This is a genomic window from Bacillus sp. AR2-1 (assembly GCF_008368755.1).
GTDB lineage: Bacteria > Bacillota > Bacilli > Bacillales > Bacillaceae_G > Bacillus_A > Bacillus_A wiedmannii.
The window spans coordinates 117,497-134,941 of record NZ_QORY01000017.1 but is presented as its reverse complement, the minus strand read 5'-3'; the positions used below and the strand labels follow the sequence as shown (position 1 = coordinate 134,941).

The following is a 17,445-nucleotide window of genomic DNA, read 5'->3' as shown; positions in this document are numbered from 1 at the left end:
TTTTTCTATGGTTTATTTTTATCTCCACCTATTTTTCCTTTGCGAAATTAAACCCTCTCCAATAATTCAGTAGCAAACTATCTACATTTTCCAGCCTCTTTTTCAGTCGCAACTTGCACAAGATAGTGTTTATATAGGAATAATTTTATTTTGATAGAATATTAATTCCATTCCTCACCTTATATTACTAAAACGAACAAAAAACAAAAAAATCAACCAAACGGTTGATTTTTTTATCTTCTACTATAATGCGTCGTATCAATACCACGCTGTGTTAACCAATGATACGTTTCGCCCTTTACAACAAGAGGTACAGCCTGTAACTCTTCTATCGTCTTTGCACCAAGAGCTGTCATAATAAATTTCAAATCTGTATGTAAAAGATCAATTTCATCCACTAACTTCTCGATACCATCTTGCATTAAAATACGTAAAAAGTATCCAGCAAACGCAGTTATATTCGCCCCTAATGCGATTGCTTTCGCTACGTCAAGCGCTGTTTGTATACCCCCAGATGCAATAAAAGAGAGGTTATTATTTGTAGAGGTTGCTTCAATAATCGAGGTTGCTGTTTGTATGCCCCAGTTATTAAAATAAGAAAGCATTCGCTGTCTTCTTTCATTTTCAACAGCAGCAAAATTTGTACCACCTTGTCCACCAATATCAATTGCCGTTACACCTATGCTCGCTAACTGTTGTATTGTTTCCTTACTCATCCCAAATCCAACTTCTTTCACAATGACAGGAACTTTACTATTTAATACAATTTTCTCAATGCGCTGAAGTACACCAGTAAAGTCACGGTCTCCTTCTGGCATCGTTAACTCTTGTATGACATTTAAATGAATTTGCAATGCATTCGCTTCAATCATATCAACGGCACGCTCTGCTTGTTCAATAGTTGCCTCACTACCTAAATTAGCAAAGAAAATACCATTTGGATTTACCTTTCTGATAATCGTATAAGAAGCAGCCTCACTTTCATCTTTTAACGCCGCCATTTGCGACCCTACAGCCATAGCAAGATTATGATGTTTCGCTACATATGCTAATTGCTCATTAATATGTAACGTTTTCTCTCCCCCACCACCAGTCATCGCATTGATAAAAATCGGCGAACTTAGTGAAAGTTCGCCGATTTTTGTTTCACATGTTATTGTGTCATAACTTGAATTTGGCAATCCTTGATGCACAAAATCAATATCATGAAATCCATGCGTACGAGACTGACCAGTAGAAAGAGCGTATTCAATATGATCTAATTTACGTTTTGCCCTTACCACTTGTACCCCTCTTTATTTCTTTAATTTTTTCAGTTGTTCACCAATAATATCACTTAATTGGAAAGTAGCAGAATCAGCATTTGGTTCATACTGACTGTAATCCTCAATTACATTATTTTCCTCAAGCGTTTCTTTTATACTTAAAGAAATACGTTTCTCTGCAACATGGACTTCAAGCACTTTCACTTTTACTTCTTGTCCCATTTCCAATACTTCATTTGGATTTTTCACGTGACGATTTGCAATTTGAGATACATGCACAAGACCTTCAACGCCAGGTAAAATTTCAACGAATGCACCGAATGTAACAAGACGTTTTACTACTCCCTCACGAATATCTCCAGCTTTTATTTCGCCAGCAACATTCTCCCAAGGTCCTGGCTGAGCCGCTTTAATTGATAAAGAAATACGTTGTGTATCAGCATCAACAGATAATACCTTTACCTTTACCTTTTGACCTTGCTCTAATACTTCAGAAGGTTGCTCTACACGTTCGTGCGAAATTTGTGAAATATGAACTAAACCGTCCACACCACCAACGTTAACGAAAGCACCAAAATCCGTTAATCGCTGCACTGTTCCTTCAACAACGTCTCCTTCTTTTAATGAAGAAATCGCTTCTTTTTTCTTAGAATCTAGTTCTAATTCTACTACTGCTTTATGCGAAAGGATTACACGATTTTTTTCACGGTCTAATTCAACAATTTTCACGGCTAATGTTTTGCCTTTATAGTCAGTAAAATCTTCTACATAATGTACTTCTACAAGTGAAGCTGGGATAAAACCACGAACACCAAGGTCCACAACTAATCCACCATTCACGATATCTTTTACAGTAACATCAAACACATGACCAGAAGTAAATTTCTCTTGTAATTCTACCCATGCTTTTTCAGCATCAACAGCACGTTTAGATAAGACAAGATCATCTTCTTCTAATTTAATAATTTTCAATTCTAGTATTTGATCTAATTCTACAACATCGCTTGCTTTTTCAATATGAACGTTAGCTAATTCACTAATTGGAATTACGCCATCTGTTTTGTATCCAACATTTACAAGCACTTGTTTCTCTTCAACTTTCGTTACAGAACCTGTAACAACGTCACCAACTTGTAATTCTTTTGAATCCATAACTTCTTCATTCATTTTCTCTACCATGGAAATACCTCCCTACAGAATTGACAAAGCATTTTTTATGTATATACGAAATGAAAACATATGTTTCCATTTGCATGTTTAAGAATTTATCATCACATACTCAGTTTTCATACATTTCACTAGAAAATATATTAAACCTATATAAATAGTATACAGCAAAATCATCTTGAAGAAAGTATGTTTTGAAATATAATAGCGAATATATTCTGAAAGTTTTATCCTTCTTTTACTAACTTCTTACAAATCCGAGCATTTGTCAAGGAAAGAGACTCACAATTCACGCATCCTTTACATTTCTATATAAACAAAAAAAGAAAGAGGTTATCCCCTTTCTTTATTTCGCAAACACTCCTGAAACAATACTCATAATTTTTTGGACAACTTCTTCAATTGATAAAGAAGTTGTATCTAATTCCAATGCATCATCAGCTTTCTTTAGAGGAGAAACCTCGCGTTCTGAATCTAATTTATCACGCTGAGCAATTTCTTTTTTTAACTGCTCTAAATTAGAATCGAAACCTTTATTTATATTTTCTAAATGTCTTCTTTCTGCTCTTTCTTCAACAGAAGCAAGCATAAAGATCTTCACTTCAGCATCTGGTAACACATGTGTACCAATATCACGGCCATCCATTACAACGCCGCCTTTTTCCGCTAACTCTTGTTGACGACGTACCATTTCTTCACGAACAAGGCGATGTTTCGCCACAATAGATACTCGATTCGTCACCTCAGGTGTACGAATTACTTCAGAAACATCTTGTCCATTTAAAAATACAAGTTGTGTATTTTCTCCTTGCTGAAACTCAATATTTACATTCTTTACAACTTCCATTAACTTCTCTTCATTTTCAATGTCCACTTTTTGTTCAAGGGCTGCATATGTAATCGTGCGGTACATTGCGCCTGTATCAATATAAACGTAAGAAAGTTTCTTTGCCACAACTTTTGCAACCGTACTTTTTCCAGCAGCTGCTGGACCATCTATAGCAATTGAAATTCGTTTATCCATTGTAACACCTCATTTTTTCACTTATAAAACAAAACGAAAAGCAGGTATTTTCCTGCTTCTTCTCATTTGCTTCACGTCATTAAATCCTCAATTATTGTAGCATAATCCTTCATAGAAGAAAATGAAAACTACCTATTCACCTGTAAGATTTCTGCTTTGTTTTTTACCATGACACCTTCATAATAAACAATTTTAGATAAATATTTCACTGATGACTTATGTATAAATAACAATTGCACAACAGAAAGACAAATGAATTGTATTATTAATATACGAATAAAAATTTTCTCCATCTTTTTCAATGTAATTGCTCCCTCCTATCCTACATTTACACATTTCGTTTCATGATTTTATACATCGTATATATAGCAGCTAATTTTATTGTCATTTTCGAGGCATACTTTTATACATTTCCATTGTCGAATTTACTCAAAACATGTTATGTTCTAAATGTATTTTTCAACTTGAAAGGGGTATAAACATTGAAAAGAATCCTAGTTTTACACACAGGTGGAACAATTGCAATGGAGGAAGATAAAGAAACTGGGGTCGTACAACCAGGTGAAAAAAATCCTCTTTTAAAATTTATTCCTGATTTAGAAGGCGATGTTGATTTAATCGTTGAAGACGTGTTCCATCTACCATCTCCTCATATGACACCGAGCGAAATGTTACAATTACAAGTCATCATTGATGAAAGAGTAAAACAAGACAACATTCATGGCGTAGTCATTACGCATGGTACGGATACATTAGAAGAAACAGCCTATTTCTTAGATTTAACAGTGCAAGCAACTATTCCAATCGTTGTAACAGGTGCAATGCGTTCTAGTAATGAATTAGGTGCTGATGGTCTATATAACTTCTTATCAGCTGTAAAAGTAGCTAGCTGTAGTGAAGCTGCTGAAAAAGGTGTTTTAGTCGTATTAAACGACGAAATCCATTGCGCTACAAATGTAACGAAAACACATACAAGTAACGTGGCAACATTCCAGAGTCCACAGTATGGACCAATTGGTATGGTAACAAAGCGCGGCGTTGTATTCCATCACGCTTTAGTACACCATGAAACATATTCAGTAAATAAGGTTTCTAAAAACGTAGTTGTTCTAAAAGCATACGCTGGTATGGACGATACATTGTTAGCAGCAATTGAAAACCTTCCAGTAGACGGGATTGTTATTGAAGCACTTGGACAAGGTAATTTACCTCCAAGAACACTTCCTAGTCTAGAACGATTAATCGACAAAGGAATCCCTGTCGTATTAGTTTCTCGCTGTTTCAATGGCATCGTGCAAGATGTATATTCATATGAAGGTGGCGGCAAACAATTAAAAGATATGGGTATTGTATTCACATACGGTTTAAATGCTCAAAAAGCACGTGTTAAATTATTAGTTGCATTAGAGAATACAAATTCTCATGAAACAATCCAAAATATGTTTATGCACAATTAAAAAGAAGCTGTCGAAGTTTATTTCGACAGCTTCTTTTTATATTTCCCTTGACGCAATGGTTTGCGCAATCGCATCCCCATGAAATCGACCGTTCTCAATAAATATTTCATTCGCATTATTTCCAGCAGCAATTACACCTGCAATGAAAATATTTTCAGCGTTCGTTTCCATTGTATCCTCTGCATAAATCGGACGTCCTGTTTCTACATCAATCCGAACACCCATCTTCGTTAAGAAACTATGATCAGGATGGTAACCAGTCATCGCAAATACAAAATCATTTTGGATTGTATATGCCTCATCATCGACTGTAAACGTTAATGTATGTTCAGTAATTTCTTTCACGTGAGCCCTGAAATGCATTTGAATTGTGCCGCTTCGTACTAACGCCTCAAACTCCGGCAAAATCCACGGCTTAATGCTTGGTGAATACTCACTTCCGCGATATAAAACCGTTACACGCGCACCGGTTTTAACAAGTTCTAACGCGGCATCTATACTCGAGTTTTTCCCACCTATAACTACTACATCTCGATCAAAATAAGGATGTCCCTCTTTAAAATAGTGAGCTACTTTCTTCAGTTCCTCGCCGGGAACATTCATATAATTTGGATTGTCATAATATCCAGTTGCTACAACAACATATTTCGCTATATATATTTCTGTACTTCCGTCACGCTTTGTTGTCTCAACATGAAAAACTTCTCCATCTTTTTGTACTTTTTCCACTCGCTCAAAAGCATTTACACGTACAGATTTACGCTTTACTACTTCACGATAATACGCAAGCGCTTGATTTCGAACTGGCTTACGATTTTCTGTAATAAAAGCTACATCACCAATTTCTAATTTTTCACTAGAAGAGAAAAATGTTTGATGAGTTGGATAATTATAAATCGCATTTACAATGTTTCCTTTTTCAATTACTAACGGATTTATCCCTACCTTTTGCAACGAAATTGCTGCTGCTAATCCGCACGGACCGCCTCCAATTATGATAGCTGTTTCTTTCTGCATACTCAGCTCACTCCTAGTCTTCTACCAATACGCTATTTATAAAAACAAGAAAAAACCTACTTACAGCAGTAGGCACCTATCTTTATTGTATTCATTTTTCATATATTTGTCATCTAAACGAAACGTACATCCGATAGACATCTGCTAAAAACTGCTGAAATTTAATACCTTGTTTCCCTAATACATTTTCAGGATCAATCTTTCTAGCTGGGTCAAGTGTTTTATGTGATACGATATCTTTCTTCGGATTCAAGCCGAAGTTTTGACATAAATACGCATGATACCACGTAAAACGGGTATATGCTTCCCAAAAGTTAACATCACCGCCATAACAAAGTTCCACTCCAATGGCAGCCTTATTAGCATCATAACCATATAAGTCATTATCTGTCGGCACACCATATCGAACGTGATAGGCAACTTCATTTATAGGAACAATTTCCAATATTGTTTTATCATCTATAAATGTATGTGCCGAAGCTTTCGGTTGTATTTCATTAAAATAATCCCGATTCCCTATCGCATTGCTACCAGGGTTCCCCGTATCATGACTTACAATAAACCTTACTTTAGAAAGAGGAATTCCCGGTCGTGAACTTCCATACCCAATATAGTTACGCTCTATAGGAAACATCGCCATTACTACCAACTCCCGCTTCAGAAGATTACCTTACTTCTTTATATATGTATTCGGTAGCAATGTCCTTATCGCATATTTCTTACGCGAAGAGAAAATCGAAAATATTTGATGTGAACACCATAAATAATAAAATACTTACAGCAACTCCATAAAAACCGTAAAACCAAACACAATCTTCTTTCGTATCTAAACCGAAAAATTTATTTACAGATTGTAATAATGTGCCGCGCTTACTTTGTTTGTTTCTTAATACTTCCACTCGTTCTACAACATCTGCTGGCATCATAAATCTTTGGTCTACTGTCATTTTCATCATTTATCTCTCCTTAAAATCATTTCCGTTTTGTTTATCTAAGGAAAGTATAGCACGTTTGTTCGTGTAGAACAAGCGTTCTTTTTTGTTTTTATTTTATTTTTCAACAATCCAAGTAAGAATTGAGATTACAAAAGCGATAATCGGCCCTACTACAACTGCACCAAATATTAAAAACAGTAGTCCTTCTCCGAACATCCGAACGTTACTTGTTTTTCGGGCTTTCATCGTTCTTGAGAGTTCTCCCTCTAACCTCTTAACCTTTTCTTCTAATTGTTCTACTCGTTCCATCATTTCATTTTCCATATACAACACCTCACACTAATACTTCAACAAAAAAACGTGATTCCCTCGAAAGGAATCACGTTTTCTCACGATATAATATTATACCCAACCTCTGAAGCGACTTGCTTCAGCCATTTTACGAACACCGACCATATACGCAGCTAAGCGCATGTTCACTTTACGAACTTGTGCTGTTTCATAAATAGAATCAAATGATCTTACCATTACTTTTTCTAAACGTTGTTCTACTTCTTCTTCAGTCCAGTAGTAACCTTGGTTATTTTGTACCCACTCAAAGTAAGATACTGTTACACCGCCAGCACTTGCTAATACGTCTGGAACAAGTAAAATTCCGCGATCTGTTAAAATTTTAGTTGCTTCTAATGTTGTTGGACCATTTGCAGCTTCAACAACGATTTTTGCTTTAATATTATTAGCATTTTCTTCTGTAATTTGGTTCTCAATTGCAGCTGGAACTAAAATGTCGCAATCAAGTTCTAACAATTCTTTGTTTGAAATTGTATTATTAAATAGTTTTGTTACTGTACCGAAGCTATCACGACGGTCTAATAAATAATCAATATCTAATCCGTTTGGATCATGCAATGCACCGTAAGCATCCGAGATTGCAATAACTTTCGCGCCTGCATCATGCATAAATTTAGCTAAGAAGCTACCAGCATTACCGAATCCTTGAACAACAACGCGTGCACCTTTAATATCAATGTCGCGTTTTTTTGCAGCTTCGCGAATACAAATTGTTACACCTTTCGCCGTTGCTGTTTCACGTCCATGTGATCCACCTAATACAAGTGGCTTACCTGTAATAAATCCTGGTGAATTAAATTCATCAATACGGCTATATTCATCCATCATCCATGCCATGATTTGAGAGTTTGTGAATACATCTGGAGCTGGAATATCTTTCGTCGGTCCTACGATTTGGCTAATTGCTCGTACATAACCGCGGCTTAATCTTTCTAACTCACGGAATGACATTTCACGTGGGTCACAGATAATTCCACCTTTACCTCCACCGTATGGTAAATCAACAATACCGCATTTTAAACTCATCCAGATTGAAAGTGCTTTCACTTCATTTTCTGTTACATTCGGATGGAAGCGAATTCCACCTTTCGTTGGACCAACAGCATCATTATGTTGTGCACGATATCCTGTAAATATTTTAACAGTCCCGTCATCCATACGAACTGGTATTTTCACTGTCATCATACGAATTGGTTCTTTTAATAATTCATATACTTCGTTTGGATAACCCAATTTTTCTAATGCTTCACTAATAACAATTTGTGTCGAATTCAATAGTTCAAAATGTTGTTCCCTTTGTTGTTGTGTTTTTGTTTGAGTTCCCTTTTCGGCTACCATAGTAAGTAAACCCCCTGTAATTTCACTTGTTTAGTAAACCTTCATTGCCTAGTATACACCGTTAAATTTGGAATGCAATAGAAAACGCTAACAAATATATACAAACTATTTCCTATTGCAAGCGTTTTCACTATCATTATAGTCCTTTTATTGCTTTTAGAAAAGTAAAATACTTAAATATTTAAATGTTTTTTATTTTACTTATATATAACAACTTAAGAAGATATTTTTAAGTATAGTAAAGAGCGCCCAAATATTTATGATTCCCGCTATACCATTAATTGTTTTGACATTTTCAGACCAACATTTTAGGTTTCTCCAAATAAAAAACAAAACCTTAGCTTTGTTATATTAGCTAAGGTTTTGTTTTTTCACAAAGTAATTGTGTATTTGTTCAATTGCTTGAGAAGCCATTAATTCTTTACCATACTCCATTAGACGATAAATAGTTGCTGTAGACGGATTACCATATTCCGCTAAAATAGCTATAAAATCTGCCTTCAGTAATTGAACCTGCTCCTCTTCTTCCATCCAAAGATAGAAACGCCCATCCCACGTATATAGTTTTCCGCCAGTTACATCAAGGTTATATAAACGATTCGACAGGTTAATTACGTCATCTAGTGTAGCAAACTCATAAAGTATATGCTCGCTTTCATCTAGAGTCACTTGCATTTCAATAAACTCGTCACGGAACTCATCATCTGTATCCACATCTTGATGTTCTTTCGTTACAATTACGACCATTCCTTGCGCTTGTAGAGAAAATACTTCAACTGCAATTGGACCATCCGCTTCAAACCCTAGTTCCTTATTTGCTTCTTGCATCATATCACGAAATAATTGCTGTACTTTCGGTGCATTTCTCCACAAATCTTCTTTCGTTAATCCTCGTTCAGATAAATCATCAAATGTTAAGAAAATTTTTATCTTATTGTAATTTAATCGTTCCAGCCTCATCTCATACCCTCCCTACGTAACCAATGAATATAATTTTTATTATATGAAATAGAAAATAGATGGTTCTTTTCGAACAACTATTCTAACATTTTTAACCAATCATCCCATTCTTCTTTCGTATCACCAATTAGGCATGTTTGAATGTTCAACTGATCTCGAGCACCTATTTCTCCTATAAACCCAACAGAAAGTTTCTCACTTTTTTCTTGCAACAAATTCATGTCCTTTATCGCGTTCTTAAGTTCTCGTTCCTCATCAAAAGAGACTACTACATATGTAGGTTGTATTTGCTCAACAGCTAACAAAATACCATCTTCCGCTAAGCTTGACCTAATATATATCACCTCATATCCTTTTAAGCGTAAATACGTTGAGAAAACAAACCCTTTCAACATATTATTTTCTAACACGACAACTTTGTGTATAGAAGAAAATGATGATGCATTATGATACACCATTCCTAGACGAGTTTGTAAAAATGATACGACATATTGGAATTGCACCATTGTAACTTCATTATTATTTTTTAACGTTAACAATTTATTTGACACTTGAAGAACAATACTTGCTATGACTTTTTCTGTTGCATAAATACTGAAAGCCTCGTTTAACAATGCAGAAGTTGTAATTTCATCAAATTTTAACAAAGCTTGCAGTAAATCGTCCACTAAAACAACTTCTCTATCGTAATGTATTTCTTTTTGAACATTACTCTGCAAACGATTCCCTTCTAATAATTGAACTGCTTGTCCAATCATCATGCCGGAAGAAACCTTGTCCATTAACCATTTCAAAATTTGAATATGCTCTTCTGTATATAATCGATGCCCCGCATGATTCCGCTTCGGGGCAATAATTTGATATCGTCTTTCCCATGCACGAAGCGTACTCGGCTGAATTCCAATTATATTCGAAACAGCTTTTATGTTATATTTCCCGTTTAGAGTTGGCATCATTTCCCTCCGCATAACGTAATAATATGTGTTTGAGCAGGTGCTCGGAAGCGAAGTGGAATCAACGTTGTTCCATACCCATTACTAACAAAAAGAGTCATATTTGAATGCTTATATACGCCACCTTTTAAATATTTTTTAGATGGGAATAATCGAATCTGTCCTCCATGTGTATGTCCACTTAACACAAGTGAAATTTGTTCTTTTCCAGACATTTTATTTATTATATCAGGGTTATGGCTAATTAATATGCGAAAACCATCTTCTTTGCAATCAGCCAAAGCTAAATCTAAACGATCACGCTTCAAACCAACATCATCTACACCGAGCAAACAAATTTTTTCTCCTAGTTCAGACTCAAATACAACTCTTGTATTATCTAAAACTTTCACATTATTTTCTAATAACAAAGCATCTAATTCATGATATTCAATCTCATAATCATTATTTCCCCACACAAAATATACAGGAGCTATCGCTCTTAACTTTTGTATATTTGCAGAAATTTTCGATAAAGGGACGCCTCTTTCCGCTAAATCACCGCCAATAATTACAAGGTCTACTTTTCCTTTTACTTGTTCAATTAATGAACTTGAAATGACCCTTCTATGAATATCAGAAATAAAAAACACCTTTACTTTTTGAAAACTTTTCGGAAATTCTTCAAAAAGTAAAGTATGTTCTAACACAGTATTACGCATCGCTTCTGTATACATTACAAGAAGAAATATAATACCAATACATATGAGAGCACTTAATAAGATAATCCATATCATATATTTTTCACTCCCTTCCGCATAAAGATAATCCTCAGTTTTTATAGTAGGTATGCTACTAGCTATCCTGTTTTGCGGACTTATCTTTTATCGGAATTTTTATTTCTTGACCTACATTCACTTCATCTTCTTGTAAATCATTATACTTTTTAATCACTTCAATCCCAGTTTCATCTGAAAAATATTGCTTCGCTATACTTTCTAAAGTTTCTCCTTCTTTTACCGTATGCGTTACTACTTTCTCAGATGTTGCCTCAGACTCAGATTTAGCTGAATCAAAGAAAATGACCTCAAACGCACTTTTCCCAGCGTTATTACCATCACTTTTCACCTGAATATATTTATCTGTATACCATAAGATACTAATTGGTAGTAATATGAATAGAAATGTTAAAACTCGGACGAAAATATGATTCATTTTAAACTTTTCTTTTTTCTCTTTATTTCTATGAATTTCACTACGCGGCGGTAAACTTTCTTTTTCTTCCACTCGCTCAACTTCTAATTCCTCTTCGAAATCAGGAATTCGTTTTCTCATGTTGTTCACCACCACCTTCCATTTATTTTCTTAATTGGAGTCCCATTATAAAATCAACAAGAAAGTGTGCAAAGATTGTTATAAATAAATTTCCTGTCCATTCAAACACATAACCAAAGACAAAACTAATGAAACAGACGAAACAAAACAAAAATGGCTTTGTTATATACCGAATATGTAACACTGCAAATACTAAACTCGCTATTACAATTCCAAAGTGCGTCTGCACTACACCTCTAAATAAAAATTCTTCTGCAAAGCCGATAATGAACGTAATAACGAGTAGGTGCATAACTGACATTCCTTGAAACATCTTATCGTTAATACCACCATCATCAAACCAAGACTCTGGAAATACTCGCATTGCAACATAATCTAATAACACAATACCAATCGCCAACAAGCCACCTATTATAAGTATAGACACCGGTTCCCACTTCCACAGACTATACACCGATTTTATATCTCGGAATAATACATATGCTAGTAAACAACCGATACCGATAATAATGAACTGTGTGATATACAGATTCAGCCTTATTTCTTTCGGACTCATATCTTCAATATTATGCCTTTGAATGTTCATCATTCCCCCATCTTTTCTAGACCGAAAAGCTTTTGTAACTCTGTTTCCCAATTATAGTCGAAATCCGATTGTTGCGCTTGTCTTTTTTTATAATCTGTTTTTGTAATACCACAATAGTCACAGCAATTTTTCAACTCGTTCTCTTTTCTATAACCGAACTGTTGTAACAAATATTCACGCCTACATTCTTTCACTTGTATCCACGATTTCATGTTTTCTAGCTCACTATATTTATTACGTAGCCTTATTTCTACTTCAACTATTAATCTGTTCATAATTTCATCTGACAAGCTCTCTAATTTTAATTTTCGCTGTTGTATGATTCCAAGCTGTTCAAGATGATAGCGGATGAAACGCCAATATTGTTCATTAAATCTTGCTGCATTATAACAAATTTCTTCTACCTCTTCTATTGGTAATTCTTTCGTTTGAAACATTCTTTCTTGTAGTAAAGAGAATAAAAATTGTATTTGCGACTGACTTGGCAATTCATCTTCAATTATTGAAATTGGTAAATCGTGATCTAACGGACTACATAGTAAGATAGCTATACTCGGTTCACCATCTCTTCCAGCTCTTCCGATTTCTTGTAAATAGGAAGCTATATTAGTCGGATAATGAAAATGAATAATATAGCTCGTATTCGACTTATTTACTCCCATACCAAAAGCACTTGTACATATTACAAGCTGCAACTGGTCATTCATAAACTGCTGTTGAATTAACATACGCTCTTCATGTTCCATACCACCATGATAAAAAGCGACACCAGTCACGCCTTTTCCTCTTAAATACTCCGTTAAACGTTCTGTCCACGCTCTGCTTGAACAATATACAATCCCTGGCCCTTGTAAATACATCACCTGGTTCAAAAGCGCTTCTTTCTTCTCTTCTATCGTCTCCACAAATTGTACTTCCATCGCAATATTTGGACGATCAATAGAGTATACATGCTGCGTCACTTTCTTCAAATCTAAACTCTCTGCTATATCTCGGAGTACATCTTTTGTCGCTGTTGCCGTTAATGCTAGCACCGTAGGAGACCCGATATTTTCAATGACTACATTTAGTTTTTTATAGTCTGGCCTAAAATCATAACCCCATTGTGAAATACAATGAGCCTCATCCACAACAAATAATGAAATATGAACTTTCTTCAATTCTCTTATTAACACTTCCGACTGCAACATCTCTGGTGAAACAAAAATAAATTTATATGAAGCTAATTTTTTCATCGCTTCTCTTTTTTCATGTAATGTCCGAAAACTATTAAGTGCTATTACTCGGTTTTTCACAACATACTTTAATTGTGTAACTTGATCTTCCATCAAAGATAATAATGGTGATACAACAAGCACGGTTCCTTCTTGCATTAGCCCTGGAAGTTGATAGCACATAGACTTCCCTCTTCCAGTCGGGAGCATTGCTATAACATCTTTTCCTTCTAATAAATCTGTAATTACCCCTTTTTGCCCTGTACGAAATTCAGAATATCCAAACCATCTATATAAATATTCCTCAAGCTTCATTTATACCCTCCATCCGCGCCAATACAAGACGAACTTCAAAATAAGAGATACCCTCTCCAACCGCTTGTTTCAACTCACGCAACTTACGTGTTTGTAATGCCTCAATTACTTTTGTTACTTTATCTATTTTGTCTTTTTCCATAAACATCTCGATTGAAAACTCTTTTTCCCGCAAAGCAATTTCAACAAAATGATCTTCTATCGTTGCAACCTTTAAATTTCTAATTGTCGCTATTTCATCTAAAGAGCGTCCTTGTCTCCAAAAATTATATGTTTTTTTCGTTGATAAACTAAATAATTCAGCTCTCTCATTTGGATAAGAGATAATCTCAGCCAATAGCGGAAATTCATTTTCTTTATCGTGAACTTCTTGTATAAAGAAGTGAATCGTACCCCAAAATAAAAAATACACCCGGAATATATCTTGTTTCGTAATTTCCGCTAATTGCTGCAATGTACAACCGATACGTTCATATCCTGTTAATCTATATGTTACAATCGTCGCTTCTACTACATCACCTTTTCCTAAAAGATTATGTATTTCTTTCCATAATCTTTTAGCCAATTCACTTCGCCTATATGGTATACCTGTTAAAAAGCGTTTTACCCACATCATTATTTCTGTATCTTGTTGAATGGGAATAAATTTCGTATTATTCTGTTGTAAATTAGATATAGTTTGAATAATTAATGATAAACGTTTCCAAAATGTTTCACCTAATTCACCATAGTGTAAACTATGTAAATGCGCGGGAAAAGCATACACTTCCTCCCATGTATGTAACTGCATTTTACCTTTAGATGTTAACAAATATGTATTTTCATGTATTTCTCGAATCAAATCTGCTTGCAACAACTTTGCAACTTCACGATCATAGTCTGTTCTATTTAACGATTTATATATTCCAAACAAAAATGAAATTCGGAACATGTTTCCATCTTGTAACGTTTGCGAAGATCGTTTTCCTTTTAATAAATAATAAATAGAAGAAACGGTCCTTTCACCATTCAATTGTTTTAAACAATACAATAAAGTATATTGTAGTTGCATTACCGCTTCCACCTTTCAATCTAGCTTAATTACTTTTTAGTATGATTGCACTTACTCATTAAACTTATCATATCGGCACTATGTACTTGTATATAGTATATTGTACCAAACGAAATAACATTTACGTATTTTGAAAATCTTATGACATAATGCAAAAATTAGTTGACACTCTAATTGATAAGGATTATCATTATAATTTTATGTTGAAAAGTTTTAAAAACCGTTTTACAATAAGGTTATAATTTTTATGGCGAGCTTTTCACATACATATTATCAGGAGGGAAAAAAGATGGCAAAATATACAATCGTTGATAAAGATACTTGTATCGCATGTGGTGCTTGCGGCGCTGCTGCACCAGACATTTATGATTATGATGATGAAGGTATTGCATTTGTAACGTTAGACGATAACCAAGGTATCGTTGAAATTCCAGATGTATTAATTGAAGATATGATGGATGCATTCGAAGGTTGTCCAACTGACTCAATTAAAGTTGCTGATGAATCATTTGATGGCGACTCTTTAAAATTCGAATAGTCTTTTATTAACTTCAAAAAATATCCCTCATTCATATGAGGGATATTTTTTGTTTTCTATTTTCATTCTACTTAATAAAAAACCACTAGTAGTTCCATACTACTAATGGTTTTATTTTATATTTTATGCATTTTTCATTTTTGCAAACACCCATACTTTCAGGCGTGAGAATAACGCTACAAATACAATTGTCACAACAATTCCTTTAATCAAATTAAATGGTAAGATTGCCGTTACAACCGTTGTTCTTATAGCCTCGCTAGACATAGCTGGTGAATTTAAAAACCAAGTGTAAGCTGGGAATATAATGATGTAATTTAATACACTCATAATGAGCGCCATTGTAATTGTCCCTAGCATTAATCCTGTCGTTAAACTCTTAACAGTACGATACTTTCTAAATAAGAAAGCTGCCGGTCCAATAAATAAACATCCTGCAATAAAGTTAGCAATTTCTCCAACTGGCACTCCCGTTAAACTCCCTTGAATTCCGTAATGTAAAATATTCTTTATCGCCTCTACAATTATCCCTGCAACTGGCCCGAAAATAATTGCTGCAATTAGAGCTGGTACATCACTAAAATCAATCTTTAAAAATGGCGGAAGCCCTGGAAACGGGAAATCCAACATCATCAGTAAATATGCAATACTACTTAGCATCGCTACACTCACCATCTGCACTACACTGTTTTTTTGTTTCATCTTTCTCTCTCCTTTTCCATCGATCTTCTCATGGAAAGTGGAAAGGTTCTGCTATGCCTACTTTTTCATAGAACGAAAAAACCCTTTGTGTTTTACACAAAGGGAGAATTTAAGGCACATCAAACAGACGTTCAAATCCATATCTTTTTTGAACGCTTGAACCTCCATCTTCTCCCATCCAGACTATACTGTCGGCTTTGGAATCACACCAAATCCTGCCTTAACGGCTCGCGGGCTTAGAACAAAATCACATATAGTTCATCACCGCCGGTCGGGATTTTCACCCTGCCCCGAAGATAGACCGATATTCTATTTTCCACTTTATTATACAACAACATAATCGTATTGTGAACAAAAAAAGTGTAACTTATTAAAAATAAGTTATTAATTTTATATAATTAAAACCAATCACTATATTTTACAATACACCCCAGATTTTTTAGTATTCGGCATTTCCCCTATGAATCCCCTAGTCATATATAATGAAAAGTGATAAGATGTTGAATTGTTAAGATAAGAACATTTTCTGGATTATGGAGGAAATGTCATGAAAAAAGAAAAGAGACACTCTATTCGAGAAGCAATGAAAAAAAACTTAAGAAAAGAATACTTTTACTTAAAAAAAGAATTACTTTTCTACTGTCCAATTGATTTAGGCACATTCTCAAGCGAGACATACTATGCTGCTTTCGATGAAGATGGCATCAGTATTTATCAGTATGATAAAAAAACAGAGAGTAAATTAAAACTGTGTGAGCGTCACCCATGGAAAAGTTGGAATAAAGTGAAGGTGGATCATTATTTGACAACTTCTCAATTTATTTTTCAAGGTGAGCGAAACTGGATATTATCCCTTTTCCAAAAAGGAAAAGAAGCTCAAAAAATAATTGAAGAGCACACATCTTTACAAACTGAAGTTGTTTCCCGCTCCTTCTTGAAAAAACTTCCAGGGTTCCGTTCTAATGCACCGTTGAATAAATACATCGGCAGCATTTGCTACACTGCACTTATTGCATTTTTATTAAAATGGATGATTCCATTTCAAGCACCACAAATCGCCCTGTACTCCATTTCAATCGGTTGTATGCTTCTTGGTTTACTTTGTTTGACAATCGGTTTAATTGAACCGACTATTGTACTATTTCGAACGAACGAAAAAACAAGAACGAAAGTATTTTACTTATATAGCTACTTAGCTATTTCTGGATTTATATGTGTCTTTATTTTTTGGTAAAAAAAAGAGCTAGTTTAACTAGCT

The 17,445-nt window shown here is 34.7% G+C and carries 20 protein-coding genes and 1 riboswitch; of the genes, 3 read left to right on the top strand and 17 right to left on the bottom strand.

Annotated features, from left to right (window positions below; genetic code table 11):
* Positions 1 to 233 precede the first annotated feature (233 nt).
* From DT250_RS19385 to DT250_RS31750, 4 genes are all read right to left on the bottom strand, one after another.
* Positions 234 to 1,283 carry a type 2 isopentenyl-diphosphate Delta-isomerase gene (locus tag DT250_RS19385; protein ID WP_149213554.1) on the bottom strand — a complete coding sequence of 350 codons (1,050 nt, stop codon included), beginning with the start codon at positions 1,281 to 1,283 and terminating at the stop codon, positions 234 to 236.
* Between the two features lie 12 nt (positions 1,284 to 1,295).
* The gene (rpsA, locus tag DT250_RS19380) at positions 1,296 to 2,444 is read right to left on the bottom strand and encodes a 30S ribosomal protein S1 (protein WP_000229549.1); all 1,149 of its coding nucleotides are present in this window, start codon (positions 2,442 to 2,444) and stop codon (positions 1,296 to 1,298) included.
* Positions 2,445 to 2,778: 334 nt separating this feature from the next.
* Positions 2,779 to 3,456 carry a (d)CMP kinase gene (cmk, locus tag DT250_RS19375; protein ID WP_000361262.1) on the bottom strand — a complete coding sequence of 226 codons (678 nt, stop codon included), beginning with the start codon at positions 3,454 to 3,456 and terminating at the stop codon, positions 2,779 to 2,781.
* A gap of 128 nt (positions 3,457 to 3,584) precedes the next feature.
* Positions 3,585 to 3,758 (bottom strand): YpfB family protein, encoded by a 174-nt coding sequence (locus DT250_RS31750; protein WP_000738044.1) that lies wholly within the window; start codon positions 3,756 to 3,758, stop codon positions 3,585 to 3,587.
* Between the two features lie 180 nt (positions 3,759 to 3,938).
* Here DT250_RS31750 and ansA point away from each other — a divergent pair, with 180 nt between their 5' ends.
* Positions 3,939 to 4,913 carry an asparaginase gene (gene ansA / locus DT250_RS19370; RefSeq protein WP_149213553.1) on the top strand — a complete coding sequence of 325 codons (975 nt, stop codon included), beginning with the start codon at positions 3,939 to 3,941 and terminating at the stop codon, positions 4,911 to 4,913.
* A gap of 36 nt (positions 4,914 to 4,949) precedes the next feature.
* Here the strand turns inward: ansA and DT250_RS19365 are convergent, their stop codons facing one another.
* The 12 genes from DT250_RS19365 to DT250_RS19310 form a co-directional block, all read right to left on the bottom strand.
* On the bottom strand, positions 4,950 to 5,930 hold the full coding sequence (locus DT250_RS19365) for a YpdA family putative bacillithiol disulfide reductase (protein ID WP_088608749.1): 981 nt from the start codon (positions 5,928 to 5,930) through the stop codon (positions 4,950 to 4,952).
* A gap of 109 nt (positions 5,931 to 6,039) precedes the next feature.
* Entirely contained in the window at positions 6,040 to 6,570 is a 531-nt protein-coding gene (locus DT250_RS19360; RefSeq protein WP_001240648.1) for a peptidoglycan recognition protein family protein, read from the bottom strand.
* Between the two features lie 79 nt (positions 6,571 to 6,649).
* A complete protein-coding gene (locus tag DT250_RS19355) occupies positions 6,650 to 6,886 on the bottom strand; it encodes a DUF3961 domain-containing protein (RefSeq protein ID WP_001983018.1) in 237 nt (78 codons plus the stop codon).
* A 93-nt stretch (positions 6,887 to 6,979) separates the two neighbouring features.
* On the bottom strand, positions 6,980 to 7,189 hold the full coding sequence (locus DT250_RS19350) for a hypothetical protein (RefSeq protein WP_000426773.1): 210 nt from the start codon (positions 7,187 to 7,189) through the stop codon (positions 6,980 to 6,982).
* 78 nt (positions 7,190 to 7,267) lie between these two features.
* Complete coding sequence (gene gudB, locus DT250_RS19345; protein ID WP_000225171.1) at positions 7,268 to 8,554, bottom strand: NAD-specific glutamate dehydrogenase; 1,287 nt, start codon at positions 8,552 to 8,554, stop codon at positions 7,268 to 7,270.
* A gap of 351 nt (positions 8,555 to 8,905) precedes the next feature.
* Positions 8,906 to 9,514, bottom strand: a complete 609-nt coding sequence (locus tag DT250_RS19340; RefSeq protein WP_001235391.1) for a genetic competence negative regulator — start codon at positions 9,512 to 9,514, stop codon at positions 8,906 to 8,908.
* A 77-nt stretch (positions 9,515 to 9,591) separates the two neighbouring features.
* A complete protein-coding gene (locus DT250_RS19335) occupies positions 9,592 to 10,467 on the bottom strand; it encodes a MerR family transcriptional regulator (RefSeq protein ID WP_142291699.1) in 876 nt (291 codons plus the stop codon).
* Positions 10,467 to 11,243 (bottom strand): metallophosphoesterase, encoded by a 777-nt coding sequence (locus DT250_RS19330; protein ID WP_000637808.1) that lies wholly within the window; start codon positions 11,241 to 11,243, stop codon positions 10,467 to 10,469. The genes DT250_RS19335 and DT250_RS19330 overlap by 1 nt, the downstream gene beginning before the upstream one ends.
* 58 nt (positions 11,244 to 11,301) lie before the next feature.
* Positions 11,302 to 11,781, bottom strand: a complete 480-nt coding sequence (locus DT250_RS19325; protein WP_001231546.1) for a LysM peptidoglycan-binding domain-containing protein — start codon at positions 11,779 to 11,781, stop codon at positions 11,302 to 11,304.
* 22 nt (positions 11,782 to 11,803) lie between these two features.
* Entirely contained in the window at positions 11,804 to 12,367 is a 564-nt protein-coding gene (locus DT250_RS19320; RefSeq protein ID WP_001025770.1) for a CPBP family intramembrane glutamic endopeptidase, read from the bottom strand.
* Positions 12,367 to 13,896 (bottom strand): RecQ family ATP-dependent DNA helicase, encoded by a 1,530-nt coding sequence (locus DT250_RS19315; protein WP_098146463.1) that lies wholly within the window; start codon positions 13,894 to 13,896, stop codon positions 12,367 to 12,369. The genes DT250_RS19320 and DT250_RS19315 overlap by 1 nt, the downstream gene beginning before the upstream one ends.
* On the bottom strand, positions 13,886 to 14,947 hold the full coding sequence (locus tag DT250_RS19310; protein WP_088062686.1) for a YpbB family protein: 1,062 nt from the start codon (positions 14,945 to 14,947) through the stop codon (positions 13,886 to 13,888). Before DT250_RS19310 ends, DT250_RS19315 begins: the two co-directional genes overlap by 11 nt.
* A gap of 289 nt (positions 14,948 to 15,236) precedes the next feature.
* Here DT250_RS19310 and DT250_RS19305 point away from each other — a divergent pair, with 289 nt between their 5' ends.
* Entirely contained in the window at positions 15,237 to 15,485 is a 249-nt protein-coding gene (locus tag DT250_RS19305) for a ferredoxin (RefSeq protein ID WP_001151994.1), read from the top strand.
* Positions 15,486 to 15,608: 123 nt separating this feature from the next.
* Here DT250_RS19305 and DT250_RS19300 read toward each other — a convergent pair whose 3' ends face one another.
* Positions 15,609 to 16,187, bottom strand: a complete 579-nt coding sequence (locus tag DT250_RS19300; protein WP_000810851.1) for an ECF transporter S component — start codon at positions 16,185 to 16,187, stop codon at positions 15,609 to 15,611.
* 162 nt (positions 16,188 to 16,349) lie between these two features.
* A riboswitch (FMN riboswitch) is annotated at positions 16,350 to 16,489 on the bottom strand.
* A 245-nt stretch (positions 16,490 to 16,734) separates the two neighbouring features.
* On the opposite strand from DT250_RS19300, the gene DT250_RS19295 reads away from it, so the two are divergent.
* Positions 16,735 to 17,421 (top strand): hypothetical protein, encoded by a 687-nt coding sequence (locus DT250_RS19295; RefSeq protein WP_000711800.1) that lies wholly within the window; start codon positions 16,735 to 16,737, stop codon positions 17,419 to 17,421.
* Positions 17,422 to 17,445 lie beyond the last annotated feature (24 nt).